Consider the following 22486-nt stretch of genomic DNA (forward strand, 5'->3'; position numbering starts at 1 on the left):
AACATGATGCGCAATTTTTAGGCCGCCCCTTCCGCCGAGCCAGGACGGGTGCGCTCGACGGGTGCACCCCGAGGCGCCTTCCGTCGGCAGCGCACCGCCCACCGGCACCGGCCGCGGCCAGCGGACCGCCCTCCGTGGGCGCGCCTGGTCCGACACAGCGGCGTTTGACCCGGCGCGGCGCGCCTGGCCCGCGGCGGCTGCGAAAGAAGTTCTCTGTCCGCGGCGCCGCAAGGTAGGGTCCGCTCCGCCATGCCGCTGCTCCGCCCGCTCTCCCGGCGCTGCCTTGCGTCCCGAGGCCCCATCGCCGCGCTCCTGCTCGCCCTCTCGCTCGCTGCGCCGGCCCAGGGCGCTCCCACCACGAGCGCGCAGCCGGCCGCGGCCGCGACCGAACAGCAGCCGGTCAAGAGCCCGCAGAACAAGCGCCGCGCCGCGCGGCGGAGCTCGGCCGACGGCGAAGGTGACGCGCGGGCGGCGCGCAGCAGCCGATCCAAGGAGAAGGCCCAGGAGCGCGCCGACAAGAAGCGCGCGGCGAGGCGGGACGACGCGTCCCGCGCGGAGCGCGGCGGCACCGACGCCGACGCTGACGAGCGGAAGCCGCTGTCGAAGGGCGCTCCCAACCGCGGACGGCTGAACGGCGCCGTGCGGCTCCGATCGTCGAGGCACCTCAAGGCGCGCGAGGGCGCCAGGACATGGGGGCTGCCCGTGCTCGTGAAGACCCTGCGGCGCGCCGCCTTCCAGGTGGCCAAGAAGCACGGCGACTCCGCGCTGCTCGTCGGCGATCTCTCGGCCAGGACGGGGGGCGCGCTCGACGGGCACAACTCCCACCAGACGGGGCGCGACGCCGACGTCGGGTTCTACGTCGTCAACTCGAAGGGCAAGACCCTCCGCCTGGACCGGTTCGTGGCGTTCGACGATGACGGCAACGCCATCGGCCTCCCCGGCGCGCGGTTCGACGACGCGCGCAACTGGGCGCTCGTCCAGGCGCTGCTCGAGGACCGGCAGGCGGGCGTCAAATACCTCTTCGTGACCGACGCGCTGCGGGCGCGGCTGCTCGCGCACGCCGCGAAGAAGCGCGTCCCGGCAGAGCTCCGGGCCCGCGCCGCGGCCGCGATGATGAGCCCCAGGGACGCCGACCTGCACAACGACCACTTCCACATCCGCGTGATGTGCCCCCCGTCGATGCGCGGCGCCTGCATCGAGGAGTCGCTGGCCCGCCCCGCGTGCGCCGCCGATGAAGCGAAGAAGGCTCTCGACTCCGCGGCGCCCGCGGCGACGGATGCGGACATCTACGGCGTGCCTTCCACGGCGGCGCCGGCGGTGGTCGACGGAGCGCGCCCGACAGCCGCACCGGCAGCCGCGAGCGCGCCGCCCGGCGCGGCCTCAGGCACTCGCCCGACCGCCGCGCCCCGCTGACGTCCGCTCGCGCTCAGGCCCCCGGCACAGCGCCAGGCGGCGCGGCGCCGTCCGCGATCTCCACCACGACCGGCGCGTGATCGGACGGGCGCTGGAGCTCCCGCGGGCGCGTGTCGATCGACACATCGGTGCACCGCGCGGCGAGCGGGCGCGTCACCAGCGCGAGATCGATGCGGAGGCCCTTGTTGCGCCTGAACGCGCCCATCCGGTAATCCCACCAGCTGTACGCCTCCTTGGCGGGGTGGCAGGCGCGGAACGCGTCCACGAGCCCCCACTCCATCAGGCGACCCAGCGCGGCCCGCTCGTCCGGATGGCAGAGCACCTGCCCCTCCCACTTCTTCGGCTCGGCGACGTCGATATTCTCGGGCGCGACGTTGAAATCGCCGCAGATCACGATCTGCTGATCCGGGCGGTAGCGGGCGTCGAGCTCGCTCCGCAGCCGCTGCAGCCACGCGAGCTTGTAGGCGAAGGCCGGCGTGCCCACCGCCTGGCCGTTGGGCACGTAGACGTTGATGACCCGGATCCCCTCGATCGTCGCCGCCAGCATCCGCCGGGCGACGTCCTGCTCATCGCCGTCGAGGCCCTTCTTCACGTCGTCGACCGAGAGGCCGAAGCGCGTGGCGATCGCGACCCCGTTGTAGGACTTCTGGCCGAAGATGACCGTGCGATAACCGACCTCCGAGAGCGCGGCCTCGGGGAAGCTGCCGTCCTCGACCTTCGTCTCCTGCATGCAAACGACGTCGGGCGCGGCGCGGACCAGCCAGCTCGTGAGCTGTTCGAGCCGCGTGCGGATGGAGTTCACGTTCCAGGACGCGATGCGCATAGGTCCTCCGGGCGATAGCGGATGAAGGGCCGGGCGGAAAGCCTGGTCCAGGGGCACGCGCGGGGTTCACGGCTCCCGGTCACAGCGCCTCCCGGATCACGTCGAAGAGGCCCTCCGGATCGTCGACGTGGAGCCAGTGGCCGGCGCGCGGGAGGACGTGGACCGAGAGCCAGGGCGCGCGCGCCGCGAGCGCCTCGAAGCGGTCGCGCGAGGCCGGCGAGATCGACGCGGACCTGCCGCCGAGGACGACATGGATGCGCCGATGCTCCACGCCCGGGCCGACCGGCGCCGGCGGGTCCTCCAGGACGTGCCACAGATCGCGGGCGAAATAGTCGGTGAGCAGCTCGTCCAGGATGTCGAGGTCGAGCCGGATGCGAAAGCCGTCGCCCTCGCGGCGGACGTTCATCGCCAGCCAGTCCGCGATGCCGCGGCTGAACCCGGCGGCGTGCACCGCCTCGAGGAACGCCTCGCGCGACGGGATCGGCTGCGGGATCGCGCGGAGCATCGCGAGCACGCCGGGGCTCTCCGAGCCGCTCTCGCCGGCGGGCCTCGCGCTCGGATCGGCGTCGAGGATGAAGCTGCGCTCGATCCCCGTCGGCCGGCGATCGAGGTAGGCGAGCGCCACCTTGCCGCCGAACGAGTGGCCCATCACGCCGCGGATATCGAGGCCGAGGCGGTCGCCCAGCCGGAGCAGATCCTCCGCGGCCGCCGCGATGGTGTGGGGCGCAGGCGGGCTCTGCGACATGCCGTGGGCCCGCAGGTCGACCAGGATGAAGCCCCACGGCCGGGCGGCTGCAGAAGGCGCGCCCCCGGCGGATTGCGCCTCGGCGAGGCGCCGGATGAAGGTGCGCCAGTTGGCGCCCGAGCCGAAGATGCCGTGCAGCACGAGCATCCAGCGGGCAGGCGCCGCGGAGGGGGCGGAGACGAGGGCGTGGTGGGGCACGAAGCCGTCGTGTGCGTTCATGGCTCTCCGGACCGCGCGAGCGCGCGGCCTGCGCCTAGCGCTAGCATGGACCCATGGCCAAGAAGCCCCCCATCGCGCCGCCAAGCGCGGACGCCACGGAAGAAGACGAGGGCATCCAGCCGGCGAAGCCCGAGCAGTTTCACGGCTCGGCGCTCGCCGGGGCCAGCTTCGACGACGTCGACCTTCGCAACGCGCGCCTCCACAACGTCTCGCTCGCGGAGGCCGAGCTCGACGACGTCGACCTTCGCAACGCGCGCCTCCACAACGTCTCGCTCGCGGAGGCCGAGCTCGACGACGTCGACCTTCGCAACGCGCGCCTCCACAACGCGACCCTCGCCGGCGCCTCACTCGACGACATCTCGCTCGCCGGCGCGCGCATCGACGACGCCGACGCCGCCGCCACCCGATGGTCCGACGCGAGCCTGCGCCGTGCTCGCTTCGAGGGGTCGGACCTCCGCGAGGTCGAGATCGTCGGCTGCGCGATCGACGGGCTCACGATCGACGGCGTGCGGATCGATCGCCTGCTCGAGGAGGCGAAGGATCGATCACGCGCGAGCCAGGCCCCGAAGGCCACCGAGAAGGAAGCGCCGCCGAAGAAGCCGAGCAAAGGGCGGAAGCCGTAGCGCCCCACCCGCGGAGCGAGCGGGCAGCGCCCCGCGCGACCGCGGGCGGTTACGCCTCGATGAGCCCGGTGCGGACCGCGATGCGGGTCAGCTCGACCGCGCTCTTGCACCCGAGCTTCGCGTAGATGCGCACGCGGTGGGTCTCCACCGTCTTCGGGCTGATCGTCAGCCGCGCGGCCGTCTCGCGCGTCGACACGCCGGCCGCGAGCAGCCGCAGGACCTGGCGCTCGCGCGGCGTCAGCGCGTCGAGACCACCGGAGCCCTCGCTCGCCGGCTTGCGCATCGCGCGCACGACAGCCCCCGCGATGCTCGAGGAGAGCGGCGCTCCCCCGGTCGCGATCCGGCGGATGCCCTCGATGACCTCCTCGAGCTTCGAGGTCTTCACGAGATACCCCTGAGCGCCCGCGCGGAGCGCCTCGGCGACGCGGAACTCGTCGTCATAGCCGCTCAACACGAGGAGCTTCGCCTGCGGCAGCTGCGCTCTCAGCGCCCCGAGGAGCTCGATGCCGTCCCGGTCGGGGATGTTGAGATCGACGAGCACGACGTCCGGCTTGCAGCTCGCCGTCTCGCGCAGGGCATCGGCCGCCGTCCCGGCCTGGCCCACGACGACCATGTCGGGCTCGTCCGAGAGCGCTCGAGCGAAGCCTTCGCGAACGACGGGGTGATCGTCGATCAGATAGATGTGCAGCTTGCTAGCAGGGGTTTCCGCCATGATGACCACAGGGGGATTGGAGTGTCCTTCAGACCACAATTCGATACCCGTGAGCAGTTCAAGTCAAGCTGCTCGGGTCGTCCTGGGAGGAACCTTACAGGGGTATCAGGTGCTCAACGATCTGCAAGCAGCGGCGCGGCGGCAAGCCCAATTGGTGAGGAAAACTCCGTCCTGAGCGAGTTTCGGAGCTCGACGGAGATCCGCGCGACGTGGAATGCGCAACGGAGGACGTGACGGAAGGTGCAACGATGCGTCCAGAGCGGCCTGCGCATGCGGTCGCGGCGACCCTCTGGTATTCTTCGCGCGCCTCATGCGCCGGAATGGCCAGCGATCCAGGGAAATACGATGAGCTCGCCGGTCCCCGTTCCCGGCCCGGCCGCCACCTCGCCGCGCGCGCCCGCGGAGATCTTCGTCGTCGATGACGACCCCGCGCTTGTCGAGTCGCTGCTCGACCTGCTCTCCGACGAGGGCTACCGCGTTCAGGGCTTCACGCGACCGCTGGAGGCGCTCGATCGCCTCGCCCGCGGCGCGCGGCCGCGGGCGGTCCTGCTCGACTACGTGATGCCCGAGATGACCGGCGAGGAGTTCCTCGCCGCGCTCGCCGCCGCGGGCGTCGAGGTGCCCGTCCTCCTGCTCTCCGGCGTGAACGAGCCCAACATCCGCGGCGTCGTCGCCGGTGTGCTGGCGAAGCCCTTCGACGTCGACAGGCTCCTCGTCGTGCTCGAGCGCCTGACCGGCGCCGTGCAACGCTAGCGCACCGACGCCACGGCCCCCCGCTCCCGGCTCGCACAGGCGCGGCGGCACGCTCCTCGCGTTCCCTGGCCTTCAGGAGAAGCCGAGGATGTCGTCGCTCGTAGACAGCGCCACCGGGCCAGCCGTCCTCGCGCGAGGCGGATCGGGCAGCCCCGCCATCGCGAACGCGCCGGCAGCCGCGATCAAGCTGCCGGCCGAGCTGCACCACCGCTTCCGCTTCATCGCGATCGACGCGGGCCTCCTCGGGGAGGCGGTCGACGGCGCCGCGGCGCTGCTCGACGCGCTGCTCGCGATGGGGGTGCGCGTGGCGCTCTTCACCGACGAGGCCATGCCCCACGTCGCGCGGCGGCTCGCTCGCGGCGTGCGCGCCGAGCACCGCAGGCGGCTCTTCCTCGGCGCGCTCGAGGGCGCGGAGCTCCACGGCTTCGATCGCCGCGGCGCCGCGGTCGCGCTCGTCGCCCGCGCGGAGCCGGACGGGCGCTCCGCCATCGCCGCGCTGCTCGCTCAGGTGATCGCGCCGCTCCGCATCGAGCCGCACGATCGGCTCGCGATCTCGCCGGAATCACGGGAACCACGCGAACCACGCGACGGCGCGGCGGCCTCCGCGGCGCGCGGCCTCCGCGGCGCGCCGGAGCTCGCGGGCGCCGTCCATGCGACGGCCGGCGCGCAGCGGCTCCACGAAATCCTCGCGCTCCAGCGGGATCTCGAGGGCGAGCTCGGCTCGCTCGCGGCGACGCGAGACGCCGCGTGGATCATCGAGGAGCCGGGGTTCGACGTCGCGCGCGAGCACGAGATCGAGTCGCTGCTCGCGATCGCCAACGGCTACCTCGGCTCGCGCGCGTCGCTGCCGGAGGGGTCGAGCGTGTCGCGGCCGGCGACGTTCATCGCGGGCGCGTTCGAGCCGTCGGCCGACGTGAGCCGCGTGCCGGAGCTCGTCATCTCCCCCGACTGGGGCCGGCTGAGCGTCGCCATCGAGGGCGAGTCGTTCTCCGCGGAGACGAGCGGCGTGCTGCACCACCGCCGCGCCCTCGACATGCGGCGGGGCGTGCTGCTGCGCGAGTGCCTGCGGCGCGGCGAGGGAGGCCACCTCACGCACCTGCACACGCTCCACGCGGCGTCGCTCGCGGACCGCCACGTCCTCATGGAAGCGCTCAGCATCGCCCCCCTCAACTTCACCGGGACGATCCGCGTCGACGCGATCCTGAGCGGCGACGTGAAGAGCGCGAGCGGCGCGGCGCACTGGGCAGGCTTCGCGGCGGACGCGCGCGCGAAGAGCCTGCTGCTCGTCGGGCACACGCACGGCGGGCTCGTGACCGCGATGACCTCGCACCTGCGGGAGCTCCCGGAGCAGGCCGCGGAGAGCTCGCCCCCGCTCGAGGCCCTCGAGGGCGCGCGCTGCGAGCGCAGCACAGGCGCGCGATCCGTCGCCGAGCGCTGCGACGTCGGCGTCCGCGTCGCCGAGCGGCGCCGCCTCTTCCGGACGACGACGCTGCACACGTCGCGCGACACGCCCACGCCGCGCGAGGCGGGCGAGGTGCTCCAGGACGAGCTGTCGAGCCGCGCCATGGCCGACGTGCTCGGCGATCACACGCGGGCGTGGGCGGAGCGCTGGCGCCACGCCGACGTCGAGATCGACGGCGCTCCCACGATCGAGCGGGCGCTCCGGTTCGCCCTGTACCACCTCATCGGCGCGGCCAACCCGGACGATCCGCGCTGCTCGATCGGCGCGCGCGGGCTCAGCGGGGAGGCGTACCGCGGCCACGTCTTCTGGGATACCGAGACCTTCCTCGTCCCGTTCTACACGCACTGCTACCCCGAGGCCGCCCGCGCGCTGCTCCTCTACAGGCACCGCACCCTCGCCGGCGCGCGCCGCAAGGCGAAGGCGCTCGGCTACGAGGGCGCGCTCTACGCGTGGGAGTCGGCGGACACGGGCGACGAGACGACGCCGTCGCTCGTCGTCACGCCGTTCGGCGAGGTGGTCCGGGTGCTCTCCGGCGAGCAAGAGCACCACATCAGCGCCGACATCGCGTACGCGGTGCACGCGTACGTCCGCGCGACCGGCGATCTCGAGTTCCAGCGAGGCGAGGGGGCCGAGATCCTGATCGAGACGGCGCGCTTCTGGGCGAGCCGCGCCGAGCTCGGGCCGGATGGCCACGCCCACATCCGGCGGGTGATCGGGCCGGACGAGTACCACGAGACCGTGGACGACAACGCGTTCACGAACTGGATGGCGCGGCACAACCTCCGCGTCGCCGCCGCGCTCGTCCGGCGCAACGTCGCGCGCGCGGACGTGCTCGCGCGGCTCGACCTCCGGCCCGACGAGCCCGCCCACTGGTGCGACGTCGCCGACCGCCTGCTCCTCGGGATCGACCCGCAGACCGGGCTGATCGAGCAGTTCGCGGGCTACTTCGGCCTCGCGCCGTTCTCCATCGCCGACTACGCCGTGCGCAGCGCGCCGGTCGACGTCTTGCTCGGGCGCGAGCGGACGCAGGCCTGCCAGGTGGTGAAGCAAGCGGACGTCGTGCAGCTCATCGCGCTGCTCTGGAGCGCGGTGCCCGCGAGCGCCCGGCGCGACAACTTCCTCTACTACGAGCCCCGCACCGCCCACGGCAGCTCGCTGAGCCCCAGCGCCCACGCGCTCGTCGCCGCCCGGCTCGATCTGCACGGCCACGCCGAGCGCTACTTCGAGCAGACCGCCGACATCGACCTCGGCAACACGATGGGCAACGCCGCGGGGGGCGTGCACATCGCCGCCATGGGCGGCCTCTGGCAAGCCATCGCCTTCGGCGTGGCCGGCGTCACGCGCGTGCCGCGGAGCGCGCTCTCGGAGGCGCTCCCCCACGCGCCGCCGTGCCCCGACGAGGACGAGGCGATCGGGATCGAGCCGCACCTCCTGCCGGGCTGGCGGCACCTCAAGATCCCGATCATCTGGCGAGGCCGCGCCCTCGAGATCCACGTGGAGGACGGGGCGGTCGAGGTCGCGCTCGAGGGGAGCGCGCCGCTGCCGATCTGCCTGCTCGACGCGGGCGCGCCCGCCTGCGCCGTGCTGGCGGAGCCCGGCCGCCGCTATGCGACGCGGCGGCTGGGCGGCCGCGTCACGCCATGGGAGGAGGTCACACCATGCTGAGCGCCTTACGCGACGGGTCTCCGGTCGGGCTCGGGGCGCCGCCCGGGCCGGCGCCCGCGGCCGAGCCGCCCCCTGAACCGTTCGAGGAGGCCGACGAGCGCCCGCCGCAGAGCGGCTTGCAACGCAGGAGCGTGGTCGTCGCGCTCCACGGCCGCCGCGCCCACCTCGGCGCCGTCGCGCTCGGGCGGCTCATCGCCCATGGGCTCGAGGCCCCGCTGCGCGGGCTGTGCCTTTCCACGGAGCCGATCGACGTGAGCGAGGTGCCGGCCCACTTCGGGATCGCCCCGGAGGCGCTGCAAGGCATGGTGCTGGACGTCGAGGCGAGCGACGATCCGGCCGGCGCGCTCGCGTCGGCCATGACGAGCTACGGGACCGCGCTCGTGATCGTGGCCTCGCACGCGGACGATCCCACGGACGAGCGCTTCGGCGTCGGCCAGCTCGCGGCGCGTGCGCTGGAGTCCACCGCGCTCGGCGTCCTCATCATCCGTGAGGAGCCCTCCCCGCCGCGGCTACAGCGCATCCTGCTGCCGCTCGACGGGAACCCCAGCACGGCCAGCGCGATCACGCCCGTCGGAGAGGTCGCCCGCAAGCTCGGCGCCGAGCTCGACATCGTGATGGTCGGCTGCGCCTCGCCGCGGGAGGCCGAGGACGACGGGCCGCCCGTGTCGACGCCCGTGCCCTCCGAGCCGGGCGCGATGGTGGCGCCCCTCTACGTCGACCAGCCCCAGCACGAGTGGCCCGCGTTCACCGAGGAATTCCTCGCCCGGTTCCTGAGCGCGATCGGGCACTGCCCGCAGGGCGTCTCCACGCGGTTCTTCCTCGGCAAGGGCGAGCCGGCGGCGGAGATCGCGCGCCTCTCCTGGCAGCTGGCGAGCGACCTCGTAGTGCTGGTCTGGCACGGGCAGCTCGCCGATCACCATGGCGGCGTCATCCGCGACGTGCTCGCTCGGGCGCCGTGCCCCGTGCTGGTCCTGAGGCGCTAGCGCGGCCCCACGTGACGCGTGACGCGCCCCAGCAGCGGCGAGGCGCTCGCTCGCGGCCTTCGATCGGCGCGCGTGCGCCTCGCCGGGCGGGCTCCACGCCAACGAGCGGCGAAAGGCGCTATGGTGCGCCGCCATGGTCTCCCGGAAGCTGCCCCCCAGTGAGTGCCGCAAGATCGTAGAGCCGCAGAGCTTCCGCTTCTCCACGACGGAGGAGGTCGCGCCGCTGTCGGCGGGCATCGGCTCGCAGGAGCGCGCCCTCGCCGCGCTCGCCTTCGGCCTCGACATCCGCCAGCCCCGCTTCCACGTCGTCGTCGTCGGCGCGCCCGGCACGGGCCGCACGTTCTGCGCGCGCGCCGTCGCGAAGCGCATCGCGGCGAGCCGCCCCACGCCCGACGACATCCTCCTCCTGCCGAACCCGCACCGCCCGAGCGAGCCGACGGTCCTGTCGCTGCCGCCGGGCGAGGGGCGCCCCTTCGTCGAGGCGATGGAGGAGCTCCACGAGAAGCTCGTCGACGCCCTGCGCGGCGCGACCGAGGGCGAGCGCTTCAAGCAGGCGCGCGGCAAGATCCAGCGCCGGGTGAACGCGGAGGAGCGGCGGCTCGAGGAGCAGCTCAAGTCCGCGGCGCGCGGGCTCGGCCTCGACCTCGTGCGCGGCGAGGACGAGGTGCAGATCACCTCGATCGAGGACGCCGCCAACGAGCCGGACGGCGAGGCCCTGCTCGCCATCGCCGGATCCATCGAGGAGTTCGAGATGCGGCTCGCCACCGTGCAGGACGAGGCCGACGTCGAGCTGCGCGGCGTCGTGAAGCAGCTGCTCAGCGACGGGGTGAAGGGGTGCTTCCAGCCCGTGCTCGCGCGCTTCGAGGGGCGCAACGACATCAGCGCCTTCCTCGCGGACGTCGAGACGGTCGTGTCGAAGGAGTTCCGCCTGCTCGTCGATGAGGCGCGCGGCGAGGAGGGCGGCGCCACCCTCCCGCGCGGCGTGGTCGTCCCGACGCTCCTCACGGAGCACACGCCCGACTCCGGCGCCCCGGTCGTCGACGTCCCCTACCCCACGCTGACCGCCCTGTTCGGCCGCACCCACGCGCCGCCCGACTCCGGTTTCCCGCCGGAGCCCGGCTTCGCTGTCGCGGGCGCCCTGCACGAGGCGGCCGGCGGCTTCCTCATCCTGCCCGCGGGCGCGCTCCTCAAGAACGAGGCGCTCTACGAGCAGCTCAAGGCCTGCCTCCTCGCGGGCAAGTTCATCGTGCCCGAGCACAACCCGTCGTACTTCCGCGGCACCGCGGAGGAGCTGCTCTTCCCGCCGATCCCCATCGACGTGAAGGTCGTCCTCGTCACGAACCCGCAGCTCTACCAGGACCTGCACGACGCCGATCCGGAGTTCTCGCAGCTCTTCAAGGTGCAGGCGCGCTTCGAGACGACGATCTCGCTCGATCAGGCGCTCCTCACGTACCCCGCGTTCCTCGCCGGCTTCGCGCACGATCGCGGCCTCCCGCCGATCACGGCCGACGGCGTGACCGCGCTCCTCTTCCACGGCGGCCGCCTCGCGGAGAGCCAGACCAAGGTGAGCGCCCAGATCGGGCTCATCGCCGAGGTCGCGACCGAGGCCGGCTACCGGGCCCAGCGCCGCGGCCGCAAGGTGGTCGACGGCCCCGAGGTCAACGAGGCGCTCGAGGCGGCGCGGCGCCGCGGGAGCCATTTCCGCGACCATGTGCACGAGCTGCTCTCGGACGGGACGATCCGCATCGACGTGACCGGCCGGCGCGTCGGGCAGGTCAACGCGATCTCGGTCCTGTCCGACGGCCCGCAGACGTTCGGCCGCCCCTGCCGGGTGACGGCGGTCGTCTACCCGGGCCGCGAGGGACCGGTGAACATCGCGCGCGAGGTCGAGATGTCCGGCCCGCTCCACAGCAAGGGCGTCCTGGTCCTCACGGGCTTCCTCGCGGCCCGGTTCGCCCAGCACCGCCCGCTCTCGTTCGGCGCCTCGCTCGTCTTCGAGCAGACCTACGAGCCCATCGAGGGCGACAGCGCCTCGTCGAGCGAGCTGTACGCGCTCCTGTCCGCGCTCTCCGGCGTCCCGATCCGGCAGGAGCTCGCCGTGACGGGCAGCATCGATCAGCAGGGGAGCATCCAGCCCGTGGGCGGCATCAACGAGAAGATCGAGGCCTTCTTCGATCTGTGCGCCGCCAAGGGCCTGACGGGCGAGCAGGGTGTGCTGATCCCGAGCGCGAACCGCGACGCGCTCATGCTGCGGGGCGACGTCGTGACGGCGATCGAGGCCGGCCGCTTCCACGTGTTCGAGGTGAGCTCCGTCGAGGAGGGCATCGAGATCATCACCGGCGTCCCTGCGGGCGTCGCCGACGCGGACGGAAGGTACCCGGAGGGGACCGTGTTCCACGCGGCGGACCAGCGGCTCGAGCGCTTCCACCAGGTGATCGCCGACACGCTGAAGGGCGGGGCGAGCGTGGATCCTCGAAGCACGCTCAGGGAGCGCTGAAGAGGGCCGATGGCAGCGAAGCGCACGGCCGAACCCGCGCCGATCCGCGCCGGAGCCCGCCGATGACGCGCCGGTCGATCCTGCTCGCGACGGCCGGCGCCGCGGCGCCTCTGCTGGCGTGGGGCGCGCTCGCCCGGTGGCGTGACGGGTCGCTCTCGCTCGGCGCCGCCTGCGCGGCCGCCGCCGCGATCGCGCTGCTGGTCCTCCTCGGCGGCATCGTCCGGCAGCGCTTCGCCGCGAGGCCCGGTCGATCCGGGCGCCTGGCGCCCGCCGCGCCTCGGCGCCCGCGGGCGGGGCAGCCGGCCGCGCGCCCCGCGGATCGCGCCCTGATGCCGCCGACCGAGCTCGACGACCCGCGGAGCATCTACGCCTTCGCAGCCCAGGCCGTCGGTCAGTCGCTCGCCTGGGAGGGGAGCTACAAGGCGGCGGCCGCCTCGCTGCGCGACGTGCCTCGCGACTGGATACCCTCGCAGGTTCGGATGCTCGTCATGAGCAACCTCGCCCAATGGCAGCTCTGCGCTGGCGACATCGAGTCCGCCCAGCGGCTCCTCCCGGACCTGGACGAGGAGCGCGCGCCAGCGTCGGTGCGGCCGCTCGTGCGGGGAGCGCGCGCAGCGGTGCTCGTGCGCACGGGCGATGTCGAGAGCGCGCTCTCCCTGGTCGGCCTCCGCGATGGCGAGCGCGAAGAGCCCACCGAGGTGCGCCAGCGCTACCGCATCACCCGCGCGCACGCGCTCACCGCGCTCGGCGAGCCCGCCGCCGCGCGCGCGGAGCTCCGCCGGGTGGTCGATGACGTCGGCGTCGACGAGCTCTGCCGCTGGATTCCCGCGGGCGGGCCCGCCCGAGCCACGATGATCGAGCTCATCGACGAGGGCTGACGGATTCGCGCGTTTCCGATCCTCCGCGCCGCCCGGGCCTGGCTCCGCCGAGGAGCCAGAGTGGTGATGAGCTCCGCTCCTCGCCGCGCGCTCACGCCTTCTCGACGCCGGCGCGCCGCCGCGAGGCCGCGACTCTCCAAGCGCGGATCTCGACTCGCTCGAGTCAGGCGCAACTCCGATCGTCACGCCGCTTGTCAAGCGTCATTTCCCTGGTTTGTAGCGCGGGAAGCGCCCCTCTGCCGGCTCCGGGCGCTCGAAGCCCACAGCGCGCAGTGTGTGCGCTTCCCCAGGGATTCCGGTTCGCGGTGGGCGAAGCAACGTTGCGAGCGCCTGGCGGCTGGTAGAAAAAGGATGCTGTACGCAAAGTGCATCGGGCCAGGTAGCCTTTTCGCGTCGACCGGGGGAGAACGCATGCCAACCTGTATGGGTGGCCAATGAGGGTGGAGGCGCCACGGGGGGTGATCGGCGGGTGTTGCACCGGTTTAACCAGCCCTACGCGCCCCCTCATGGCGACTCGCCTCGCTCACAGGAGCCCGCCCCGGAGGCTCCCGTGAACCGCCCGTCGGATACGCCGTCCCATCGCATCCTCATCGTCGACGACAGCCCCGCGTACCTGAACCAGGTCGCTGCGGCGATGCGCGACGAAGGCTACTTGCCGGTGCTCGCCCACTCGGGGGAGGAGGCGCTCGCGCGGCTCACCGTGGCGCGCGTCGACGGCATTCTGCTCGACATGGTGATGCCGGGTCTGTCGGGCCCGGCCACGTGCCTCCGCATCAAGGCGAACGCCTCGTGGCGGCCGATCCCGCTGCTGATGCTCACCGGCCGCGACGACCACAAGGCGATCCTCGACGCCCTCTCGGCGGGCGCCGACGATTTCGTCACGAAGACGGGCGAGCTCACGGTGCTGAAGGCGCGCCTGCGCGCCCAGCTGCGCAGGAAGCATTACGAGGACGAGAACCGCAGGATGCGCGAGCTCCTCCTGCGCCGGGAGATGGAGGCGGCAGAGGCGCGCGCCGACCGGCGCCTCAAGCAGAGCGAGGAGCGGTTCCGCCTCATCGTGGAGGGCGTCCAGGACTACGCCATCTTCATGCTCGACCCCGCGGGCCGCATCGCCAGCTGGAACCCGGGCGCCGAGCGCATCAACGGATACCGGGCCGACGAGATCATCGGCTGCCACTGCTCGGTCCTTTTCCCGCCGGAGGACGTCGAGCTCGGCAGGCCGGCCGCGGAGCTCGAGTCCACCGTGGAGACCGGCCGCTCGATCCAGGAGGGCTACCGCGTCCGCAAGGACGGCACCCGCTACTGGGCGAACGAGGTGATCAGCGTGCTCTTCGACGAAGCCGGGCAGCTGCGCGGCTTCGCGAAGGTCACCCGCGACGTGACGGAGCGCCGCCGCGTCCACGAGGCGCAGCGCATCCTCGTCTCCGCCGGGCAGATCCTCGGCGAGTCGCTCGATTTCGAGGAGACGCTGCGGCGCGTGGTCCGCGTCGCGCTCCCCGACTTCGCGTCCATCTGCGTGCTCCTGCTGCAGGACGAGTCCGGCGCGATCGATCGGCAGGTGACCGCCCACGCGGATCCCTCGATGGCGATGGCGACCGAGCTCCTCGGCAGGATCACGGCCGACTCTGCCGGGCGGGGCATCGGCAGGGTCCTGCGCACGGCGCAGCCGGAGCTCATCCCCAAGGTGACCGACTCGTTCGTCCGCGCGATCTCGTTCGATCAGGCGCACTACGAGGCGCTGCGCTCACTCTCGCTCGCCTCGCACCTCACGGTCCCGCTGACGGCGCGCGGCCGCACGCTGGGCACGCTCTCGTTCGCCTCGACGCACCGGCGCTACGACGCCGTCGATCTCGACCTCGCGCAGGATCTCGCGCGGCGCGCCGCGCTGGCCGTCGACAACGCCCGGCTCTACCGGGAGGCGCAGCTCGCGGTGCGCGCGCGCGACGATTTCCTCACGATCGCCTCGCACGAGCTCCGCACGCCGCTCACGCCCATGCAGCTGCAGGTCGACGGCCTCCTCCGCGCCGGCAAGCGCGGCGGCCTCACCGCCGAGCGCGCGACGCCGCGGCTCGAGATGATCAAGCGCCAGGTCGAGCGGCTCGCCCGGCTCATCACGAACCTGCTCGACATCTCGCGCATCTCCGCGGGCCGCCTGCAGATCGAGCTCGAGGACGTCGATCTCGCGGCCACGGTGAACGAGGCGCTGGAGCGGTTCCGCGAGGAGCTCTGCGCCGCCGGCTGCCCCGTCAACCTGTCGGCCCCCGCCTCGATCGTCGGCCGGTGGGATCGCCTCCGGCTCGATCAGATCGTCACGAACCTCCTCTCGAACGCCGTCAAATATGGCGCCGGCAAGCCCATCGACGTCGCGCTGGAAGACCTCGCGGACCGCGCCCGCCTGACGGTGCGGGATCGCGGCATCGGCATCGCCCCGGAGCAGCAGGCCCGCATCTTCGAGCGCTTCGAGCGCGCCGTCTCCAGCGAGAACTACAGCGGCTTCGGCATGGGGCTGTGGATCGTGCGGCAGATCGCCGACGCGCTCGGGGCGACGATCCAGGTCGACAGCCGGCCGGGCGAGGGGGCGACCTTCACCGTCGACCTGCCGAAGGAGCCTGCCTGACGTCCTCCACGCCGCGCGCCGCGCGCCGCGCGGCTACAGCGCCCGCCGCACCCGGCGGCGCTGCTCGATCATGTGCTGGGTGATCTGCTGCCTGCCCTCGGCACGCTCCACCAGCGTCCACACGTTGTCGCCTCGCTCCCTGCCCGCGCAGTCGAGGAGCGCGTCGGCCGCCTGCTCGGCGGGGATGAGCCCGTCGTGTCGCCCCGGGAGCTCCACCACGGCGGCGCGCGTGCAGAGCCCACCCATCGTGGCGAGCATCCGGCGCACGATCTCGCGGAAGATCGCCTCGTCGAACGCGTCGCGCCGGCCAGCGCCGAACAGGACGAGCTTGTCGAACGCCATGCGCGGCTTGCACGGGATCATGACGACCTCGCCGAGCTCGCCGGTGATCAGGCCCTGCCGTCGCAGCTCGGAGATCCGGCCGCCGAGCCGCCAGTCGCAGAGGCCGGCCACGCCGTGGGCTGGCCGCGCGTCGCTGAACGGGGCGCACGCGAGCACCTCCGAGTCGAGCTCGTCGAGGCTCTGCAGGTCGGGGGAGATGAACCGTAGCTCCACGTGGATCAGACGCTGATGGCGCCCTTGCGGAAGTCGCTCTTCGCGATCTTCACGTTGACGCAAGCGGGCCTGCCGCACCGGAACGCCTCGTCCAGCGCGGGCCCGAGCTCCTCGACGCGCTCCACGCAGGCCCCGAAGCCGCCGAGCGCCTCGACCACGCGGTCGTACCGGGTGAAGTCGAGCGACGTCGCCGGCGCGCGGCCCGCGCCATAGAGCTCCACCTGCCCCCGGCGGATCTGCGTCCAGGCCGCGTCGTTTCCGATCACGCTCACCACGGGGATGCCCTGGCGCACCATCGCCTCGAACTCGAGCGCGTGAAAGCCGAACGATCCATCGCCGTACACGAGGACCACGTTCGCCTCTGGCCGCGCCAGCTTGGCCGCCATCGCGTAGCCCGGCCCGACCCCGAGCGTCCCGAGCGGGCCAGGGTCCATCCAGAGCTGCGGCCACTCGAGCTTCAGCACGTTCGCGGCCGTGGCCACGAAGTCCCCTCCGTCGCCGATGACGATGTCGTCCTTGCCGAGGCGCTTGCCGATCTCCGCGCAGACGCGCAGCGGGTTCGGCGGGTCGCCGTCGCTCGCGATCTCCGCCAGCATCTTCGCGCGCGATCGCTCCTCGGCCTCGCGCACGGCCGAGAGCCACGCCGCGGCCGTCTTGTCGGGCACCTCCGCGAGCAGCTGCTCCAGGACGACGCCGCTGTCCCCGTCGATCCCGACGTCGACGCGGCGGTTCCTGCCGAGCTCGCTCCCGTCGAGATCGATCTGGACGACCTTGGCCGCCGGGCTGATGGCGCGGCCGTACTCGAGGCGGAAGTCGAAGGGGGTCCCGAGGATCACGCAGAGGTCGGTCTGCGAGAGCGCGAAGCGGCGCGAGCGGCTCATGAGCCCTGGGTGCGCGTGGGGCAGCGCGCCCCGGGCCATGCCGTTCAGGTAGAAGGGCGCCTTCACCGCGTCGGCGAAGCGGCGGAGCGCGTCGCGCCGCGGCGACCACCGGAGCTGGCTCCCGACGATGAACATCGGCCGCTCGGCGTCCCTCAGCATGGCCGCGGCCCGCGCGACGGCGGCCGGGTCTCCGCCGGGGCGAGGCGGGGCCGTGGGCGCGGTGGCTGGCGCATCGTCGCCGGCGTAGTTCATCAGCAGGTCGAGCGGGATCTCGAGGAAGACCGGGCCTGGCACGTTCGCCTGGGCGATCCGGAAGGCCGAGTCCACGTACTCCTGGATGCGATCGGTCGAGGGGACGGAGACGCTCCACTTCGAGATGGGGCGCATCAGCTCGACGTGGTTCATGTCCTGCAGCGAGCCCATGTCGGCGAGCGCCCGCGGGCCGGCGCCCCCGAGGACGACCATCGGGACGCCTGCGCGCTGGGCGTTGGCGACGGCCGTCACCACGTCCGTGACGCCCGGCCCCGCGGTGACGGCGCACACCCCCGGCCTCCCGGTCACCCGCGCGTACCCGTCGGCGGCGTGTCCGGCGGTCTGCTCGTGGCGCACGTCGACCACCCGGATGCCGTCATCCAGGCACCCGTCGTAGATCGCCTGGATGTGCCCGCCGCACAGGGTGAAGAGGTGCGTCACCCCGTGTCTCGCGAGGGCCTTTGAGACGAGCCTGCCGCCGTGCACCTGCGCCATGGGGCGGGCATATACCATGTGCGACCCAGCGTCCTGCCAGCGAGCGGTCGGTTCGCGCCGCCGCCCGGGCGCGAGCGCGCGTCGGCCCGGCCACGTCGCCCGCCCGGGCCGCCCGGCGCTCCGAGTCGGCGCTCCGGGGACGAGCCCCGGGGCCACGCGTCGATGGCCCCATACCGTCGCGCTGCGGCGCCGCGTCGAGGTGTCCACTCCTCAACATCACCGGAGCTGGCGGGTCGTGTCCGCCTGAAACCCTCATGTTCCGGATGGTAGGCAAGTGTTCTTCCTAACCTCCCGACCTCGTGTGAGCTCTCTCGAGATAGAGCACCACCCGCTTGCTGGCGCGCGCCGCCTCCGTGACCGGTGATCCACGCTATCGCCCGATCAGGTCGGCTATGCGACCGCCGAGAAAGATAACCCCCCTTCGCAGGGTGTTGCTGTAAAAATACAGCGTCGCTACAGCGCGGACTCCGACCTTGGACGCGAGGTCGTCGCCCCCCGCCACGGCCGACGCCTTTGCGATCACGTACCCGACGCTGTTCTCTTCTATCCGGGCGACGAGATGATATAGTTGGAACCTTATTGCAGGTGCCAACGCGACACCGCCACCTCTCTCGACCTCTCCCCGGTGCTCCTGCCCTGCAGCCGCCGGCCTCGGAGAGGGTCCGGTTCTCTGCCGACGGGGCCATCACGCCGCCGGCGGTCGCCTCCATCGCCGGCGCTGCCCGTAACCTGGCGGAAACATTTCGGAGGGGGCTGGGTGGGTCGCGCCCCCGAGCTTCTGTGAGGATCGTAACCGGTTCAGCGCCGTCGCGGCGATGGGCGAGCGCTGGGTGGTTGGCAACACAGGGCGTGTCGAGCTCACCGAGCCCTCGCGGGGCGCGCGCGGCGCGTCCTGTCGCGATGCCTGGCGCGCGGCGAGGAAGAGCCGCGGCGACCGGGCGGCGGCTCTGGCCAATGGCGGCGTTGGCGCGGCTCGCCTGCCGCGTGGCGATGACACACGATCTTCATTACGTGTGCTCGCCAACTCCTTTGCGGCGTGCCGACCTTGACGGGCTGGCGGCGTCGAGCCGCTGCGACGATCCGGGCAGCGTCAGGGGTGAACACGAGCCATCTTGTGCGACGGTCTCGTGGACGCTGCCTTCACAACCTACGTCCCGAGCGGCGTCTGCCACGTGTGCGCTGACTTCACCCGTCCGGGCGTTCCTGACACCCGATCGACATGTTGCTTTCACTTGTGTGCGCCGGGACCTTCTCCGTCCATGGCGCATCATTTCATCAACGCGCGATCGCTCAGGGCATCACGCGCTCCTGTTGCAGCGCAAGGAGGGCCGAATTCTCGGCGATCTTGCGCGCGGTCCTGCGGGGGCTCTCGTGCGCTGGCGCCTCCCCATCTCGCAGCGTTCATTTCAAATATCCTGCGCTCACAGAACGTTACCCAATACACCAAAATCACGCGTGACTGCTTACATGAGCTGGCGAGCTTGTTGTTTTCTATTTCGGGAAGGCTCTGTATCGGTTATGCGGGATAAGAGGACGCGCAATCGCGCTTCGCTGGAGTAGCATCGTCCTATGTCGGAGCCCCCTAGTAGCAGTCAGTTGATCCGGATACCCATGGTGCTGGCGCTCGACTGCAGCCCCCATTTTCTGGCTCGTTGCCGGAGGGTTGCAGCGCGGGCTCGTTTCCTCGTCCGCTCCTGCGATGCGGCCTCGGCGTGGGGGGTGGCCGTCCGCCTCCGCCCGCTGGCGATCGTCTTGCCGAGCCACTTGCACGATCGTGCGCCGAAGACCTTCGAGTTGCTCGCGGAGGACGCGGGAGCACGCCTCGTCGTCGTGGAGTCCGAGCAGCTGCCCGCGGGCGAGCTGGAGGGGCACATCACCCACGCGATCGGCGAAGCGAGCCGTGCGCGCGGCTAGAGCGACGGTCGCCCGCTTCGGATACGGGCCCACCTCGACGTTTTCGGTGCTCAGCGCACCGGAGTGCGCTTGCGCGCCGAAAACGCCGATCTGGGCCCGTCTCCTGTGCGGGAGACCGTCGCTCTGTTCGGCATGGTGCAGAGGTGGGCGGAGACCGCTGTAGAGCGGGGGGGCAGGTTGGTGCGCTGCGGGCTCGGCCCCGGGCAGGCGTGGCCCGCCGCCGGGCGCCCCGGCCGCGGGCCTCAGTCGACGCGGACGCCCGCGGTGAAGTGGAAGCCCCATGTGTGGTCGAGCGGCGGGCCGAGCTCCTCGTCGAAGGGCAGCAGCAGGCCCGTTCGGAGGAACGCGAGGTTGCGCTCGATCGCGAGGAAAGGCTCGATGGCCAGGACGTAGAGATTGCGGGCGACAGCGTGCCGGATGCTCACGTTATCGAACGTGGGCAGCGCCATCCCTTGCACGCGCACGCCGCCGCCGATCCCGTGGCCGATCTGGAGCTCGGCGGCGTGCTGGATCGCGACCTCGTACTCCTTGTTGCGGCCGAGCGGGATGTAGAGCACCGGCTCGAGCTGGAAGCGCCCGATCATCAGTGAGCCGACGTGGGCCTCGGCGCCGAGGCGCGCGTGAATGGGGAGGATGCTCGGGAAGTACTCGTGGAGATCCCAGTACGCCCGGCTGGCGCTGACGGGCTCGTAGCTGGCGTGGTGGTGGGTCTTGCCCGAGAGCGTTGCCAGCCCGACGTCGCCGCCTACGGTGAGCCAGAACGCCCGGCCGACGCGGGCGACGTGATGGGCGCCGAGCGTCACGTTGCCGAGCACGGCGTCGGTGCGCTCAGCCATCGCGAGCCCGAACGGGAGTCGGACATCGAGGAACGTGTGCGGGACGAACGGCATGCGGGCGAAGAGGGCGACCGCAAGCCCGGAGACCTCGCCGTCGCCGCCGGTGAACGAGGCGGTCTCCAGGCCGATCGCGCCGCGCTGGCTCAGCGGGACGGTCCCCTCGTCGATCGTTCTCGTTCTGCCGCCGCCCGACGCGAGCGCGGGCGGCGGCCCCAGCTCGCTGTCCGAGAGGGACAGGGCCCAGGGCGCCGGCGTGTTGCCCTTGCGGCCCGCCGCCGGCCCGCCCGGCTTCCGGTCCGGCGGCGCCGAGCCTGAGGGCGGCCCGGCAGCTCCCGGCGCGGATTGCGCCTCTGCCGGCGCGAGCGGCGAGGCGTCTGGCTCAGGTGCGCCCGCTGCGGGCGCGCCGGGCGCCGAGGGCGGCGGTGGCCCGCCGGGCAACGGCGTCGCGGGTGGCTGCGGTGCGCCTGAGACCGGCGGCTGCGGGGTGCCGGGTGCCGACGTCGCGGGCGACGGCGGTGTGCCCGGTGCCGACGTCGCAGGCGGCTGCGGCGTCGCAGGCGGCTGCGGTGCACCAGGTGCCGGAGGCGTTCCCGCCGAGGCGGAGGGCGCGGGGCTAGCTGCCGGGCGAGGCGTCGCGGGCTGCGCGACGGACGACGCGACCACGAGGGTCGCCGCCAGCCAGGAAAGCGAGGACAAGACCAGGATTCGACGTGGCATCGTGTCTCCTTGGAGCGCGCATCCTATCGTCTCGGCGGGCGCGCGCGGTCTGCTCCGGCGAGCGCTGGACGCGCCTCCGGCGGCGCCAGCGCCGTTCCGCAGCGCCAGCGCCATCCCGCTAGCGACACGGACACGAGGCGACCCGGAGGCAGAGGCGGGCGCCGCGCGGCGCCCCGCCGCGGAGCAGCGGCGCAAGGCCGGGCCCTCCCGCGCGCCGCTACAGCAGGGCGGCGAGGGCGGCCGCGAGCCGCTCGTAGTGCGGCCTGTCGTTGTAGATCTGAGCCGAGATCCGGAGGTGCCGCCGGGGCGACGCGGGCCAGGCGAACACCGGCACCTCGATCCCCCACCGCTCGAGCAGCGCGTCCTGGAGCGGATCGAGGCGCAGCCGGGACGATGGCGCGTCGGGGAGCGGCACCGTCGCGAGCGCGCCGATCATCGCGTCGGGGCTCGGCGGCATGCAGCCGAGCGCCTCGCACAGGAGGTCGCGCGCGGCGAGCGCCGTCGCCCGGTTGTGCGCCTGGAGCGCGGACCAGCCGCCGGTCACGAGCGCGCCCATGGCGCGGAGCGCGTCCGCGACGCAGAGCGCCGCGCTGGGGTCGGCCGTGCCGGTCCAGTCGAACTCGAGCAGGAAGCGCGACCTGTCGGTGCGCGGCGAGTTGGCGCCGTGGCTGATGGAGAGAGGGCGGACCGAGCCCTGCTTGTCCCGCCGCACGTGGAGGAACGCCGCGCCCTTCGGCGAACAGAGCCATTTGTGGCAGTTGCCGGTGTAGTAGGCCGCCCCGAGGGCGCGGAGATCGAGCGGCACCATGCCGGGCGCGTGCGCACCGTCGACCAGCACGTCGACGCCGCGCTCCGCGAGCGCGGCGATCAGCGAGGCGACCGGGAACACGAGCCCCGTCGGGCTCGTCACGTGGTCGACGAGGACGAGCCGCGTCCGCGGCCCCACGCGCGCGAGCACCGCCTCGACCACCTGCTCGGGCGCCTCGATGGGGAACGGCACGGGCGCGACCACGACGCGCGCACCAGCGCGGGCCGCGACCGCCTCGGCCGCGTTGTTGCAGGCGTTGTACCCGTGATCGGTGATGCAGAGCTCGTCGTCGGGTCGCAGCGAGAGCGACCGCAACACGGTGTTGACCCCGACGGTCGCGTTGGGGACGAACACGAGATCGTCGAGGTCAGCGCCGACGAAGGAGGCGAGCGCGCCTCGGGCCGCGTCGAGCAGCGGCTCCAGCTCGCGAAGGAAGAACCGGACAGGCTCGCGCTCGAGCTGATCGCGGTAGCGCTGCTGCGCCTCGAGCACCGCGCGCGGGCAGGCGCCGTACGAGCCGTGGTTCAAGAAGGTGACGGCCGGATCGAGCGACCAGAGCTCGCGCACGGCGGCGGCGCGCGACTCCGGGAAGGCGTTCGGGTTCATGGCGAGGAGCGGGCCCCGAGGAGGCGACGTGC

At 72.7% G+C, this 22486-nt stretch carries 16 protein-coding genes; 9 read left to right on the top strand and 7 right to left on the bottom strand.

Annotated elements, in window-relative coordinates; genetic code table 11:
• Positions 1–249: 249 nt before the first annotated feature.
• A complete protein-coding gene (locus tag WME79_RS44440) occupies positions 250–1413 on the top strand; it encodes a penicillin-insensitive murein endopeptidase (RefSeq protein ID WP_437528128.1) in 1164 nt (387 codons plus the stop codon).
• Between the two features lie 13 nt (positions 1414–1426).
• Here WME79_RS44440 and xth read toward each other — a convergent pair whose 3' ends face one another.
• Together xth and WME79_RS44450 are read right to left on the bottom strand one after the other, a co-directional pair.
• A complete protein-coding gene (gene xth, locus WME79_RS44445) occupies positions 1427–2236 on the bottom strand; it encodes an exodeoxyribonuclease III (RefSeq protein WP_437528131.1) in 810 nt (269 codons plus the stop codon).
• 79 nt (positions 2237–2315) lie between these two features.
• Positions 2316–3200: an alpha/beta fold hydrolase gene (locus tag WME79_RS44450; RefSeq protein ID WP_437528133.1), complete on the bottom strand. Its 885-nt coding sequence runs from the start codon at positions 3198–3200 to the stop codon at positions 2316–2318.
• A gap of 53 nt (positions 3201–3253) precedes the next feature.
• Here WME79_RS44450 and WME79_RS44455 point away from each other — a divergent pair, with 53 nt between their 5' ends.
• Positions 3254–3823: a pentapeptide repeat-containing protein gene (locus WME79_RS44455; RefSeq protein ID WP_437528136.1), complete on the top strand. Its 570-nt coding sequence runs from the start codon at positions 3254–3256 to the stop codon at positions 3821–3823.
• A 49-nt stretch (positions 3824–3872) separates the two neighbouring features.
• Here the strand turns inward: WME79_RS44455 and WME79_RS44460 are convergent, their stop codons facing one another.
• Positions 3873–4535 (bottom strand): response regulator, encoded by a 663-nt coding sequence (locus WME79_RS44460; RefSeq protein ID WP_044970202.1) that lies wholly within the window; start codon positions 4533–4535, stop codon positions 3873–3875.
• A 345-nt stretch (positions 4536–4880) separates the two neighbouring features.
• Between WME79_RS44460 and WME79_RS44465 the strand changes: the two genes are divergently transcribed.
• From WME79_RS44465 to WME79_RS44490, 6 genes are all read left to right on the top strand, one after another.
• Positions 4881–5288, top strand: coding sequence for a response regulator (locus WME79_RS44465; protein ID WP_437528137.1), 408 nt, complete (start codon positions 4881–4883; stop codon positions 5286–5288).
• Between the two features lie 88 nt (positions 5289–5376).
• Positions 5377–8415 carry a glycoside hydrolase family 65 protein gene (locus WME79_RS44470; RefSeq protein WP_437528139.1) on the top strand — a complete coding sequence of 1013 codons (3039 nt, stop codon included), beginning with the start codon at positions 5377–5379 and terminating at the stop codon, positions 8413–8415.
• Positions 8409–9398 carry a universal stress protein gene (locus WME79_RS44475; RefSeq protein WP_437528141.1) on the top strand — a complete coding sequence of 330 codons (990 nt, stop codon included), beginning with the start codon at positions 8409–8411 and terminating at the stop codon, positions 9396–9398. The genes WME79_RS44470 and WME79_RS44475 overlap by 7 nt, the downstream gene beginning before the upstream one ends.
• A gap of 133 nt (positions 9399–9531) precedes the next feature.
• A complete protein-coding gene (locus tag WME79_RS44480) occupies positions 9532–11895 on the top strand; it encodes an AAA family ATPase (RefSeq protein ID WP_437528143.1) in 2364 nt (787 codons plus the stop codon).
• Positions 11896–11957: 62 nt separating this feature from the next.
• Positions 11958–12773 carry a hypothetical protein gene (locus tag WME79_RS44485; protein ID WP_437528145.1) on the top strand — a complete coding sequence of 272 codons (816 nt, stop codon included), beginning with the start codon at positions 11958–11960 and terminating at the stop codon, positions 12771–12773.
• Between the two features lie 550 nt (positions 12774–13323).
• Positions 13324–15390 (top strand): ATP-binding protein, encoded by a 2067-nt coding sequence (locus tag WME79_RS44490; RefSeq protein WP_437528147.1) that lies wholly within the window; start codon positions 13324–13326, stop codon positions 15388–15390.
• A gap of 33 nt (positions 15391–15423) precedes the next feature.
• Here WME79_RS44490 and WME79_RS44495 read toward each other — a convergent pair whose 3' ends face one another.
• Together WME79_RS44495 and WME79_RS44500 are read right to left on the bottom strand one after the other, a co-directional pair.
• Positions 15424–15945, bottom strand: coding sequence for a M17 family peptidase N-terminal domain-containing protein (locus tag WME79_RS44495; protein ID WP_437528148.1), 522 nt, complete (start codon positions 15943–15945; stop codon positions 15424–15426).
• A gap of 5 nt (positions 15946–15950) precedes the next feature.
• Positions 15951–17591, bottom strand: coding sequence for a thiamine pyrophosphate-binding protein (locus WME79_RS44500; protein WP_437528150.1), 1641 nt, complete (start codon positions 17589–17591; stop codon positions 15951–15953).
• A gap of 1578 nt (positions 17592–19169) precedes the next feature.
• On the opposite strand from WME79_RS44500, the gene WME79_RS44505 reads away from it, so the two are divergent.
• Positions 19170–19487: a hypothetical protein gene (locus tag WME79_RS44505; protein ID WP_437528152.1), complete on the top strand. Its 318-nt coding sequence runs from the start codon at positions 19170–19172 to the stop codon at positions 19485–19487.
• Positions 19488–19729: 242 nt separating this feature from the next.
• On the opposite strand, the gene WME79_RS44510 is transcribed toward WME79_RS44505, so the two are convergent.
• Positions 19730–20761, bottom strand: a complete 1032-nt coding sequence (locus WME79_RS44510; RefSeq protein ID WP_437528154.1) for a hypothetical protein — start codon at positions 20759–20761, stop codon at positions 19730–19732.
• 496 nt (positions 20762–21257) lie between these two features.
• On the bottom strand, positions 21258–22454 hold the full coding sequence (locus WME79_RS44515; protein WP_437528156.1) for an aminotransferase class V-fold PLP-dependent enzyme: 1197 nt from the start codon (positions 22452–22454) through the stop codon (positions 21258–21260).
• Between the last annotated feature and the right edge of the window lie 32 nt (positions 22455–22486).

The organism is Sorangium sp. So ce726, assembly GCF_051521405.1.
Lineage (GTDB): Bacteria > Myxococcota_A > Polyangia > Polyangiales > Polyangiaceae > Sorangium.

What these genes read in the sequence shown, in the direction of transcription:
- WME79_RS44455 (WP_437528136.1), top strand. Translation starts at nt 3,254, where the DNA reads ATGGCCAAGAAGCCCCCCATCGCGCCGCCAAGCGCGGACGCCACGGAA.
- WME79_RS44480 (WP_437528143.1), top strand. Translation starts at nt 9,532, where the DNA reads ATGGTCTCCCGGAAGCTGCCCCCCAGTGAGTGCCGCAAGATCGTAGAG.
- WME79_RS44465 (WP_437528137.1), top strand. Translation starts at nt 4,881, where the DNA reads ATGAGCTCGCCGGTCCCCGTTCCCGGCCCGGCCGCCACCTCGCCGCGC.
- WME79_RS44500 (WP_437528150.1), bottom strand. Translation starts at nt 17,591, where the DNA reads ATGGTATATGCCCGCCCCATGGCGCAGGTGCACGGCGGCAGGCTCGTC.
- WME79_RS44475 (WP_437528141.1), top strand. Translation starts at nt 8,409, where the DNA reads ATGCTGAGCGCCTTACGCGACGGGTCTCCGGTCGGGCTCGGGGCGCCG.
- WME79_RS44440 (WP_437528128.1), top strand. Translation starts at nt 250, where the DNA reads ATGCCGCTGCTCCGCCCGCTCTCCCGGCGCTGCCTTGCGTCCCGAGGC.
- WME79_RS44515 (WP_437528156.1), bottom strand. Translation starts at nt 22,454, where the DNA reads ATGAACCCGAACGCCTTCCCGGAGTCGCGCGCCGCCGCCGTGCGCGAG.
- WME79_RS44470 (WP_437528139.1), top strand. Translation starts at nt 5,377, where the DNA reads ATGTCGTCGCTCGTAGACAGCGCCACCGGGCCAGCCGTCCTCGCGCGA.
- WME79_RS44485 (WP_437528145.1), top strand. Translation starts at nt 11,958, where the DNA reads ATGACGCGCCGGTCGATCCTGCTCGCGACGGCCGGCGCCGCGGCGCCT.
- WME79_RS44460 (WP_044970202.1), bottom strand. Translation starts at nt 4,535, where the DNA reads ATGGCGGAAACCCCTGCTAGCAAGCTGCACATCTATCTGATCGACGAT.
- xth (WP_437528131.1), bottom strand. Translation starts at nt 2,236, where the DNA reads ATGCGCATCGCGTCCTGGAACGTGAACTCCATCCGCACGCGGCTCGAA.
- WME79_RS44450 (WP_437528133.1), bottom strand. Translation starts at nt 3,200, where the DNA reads ATGAACGCACACGACGGCTTCGTGCCCCACCACGCCCTCGTCTCCGCC.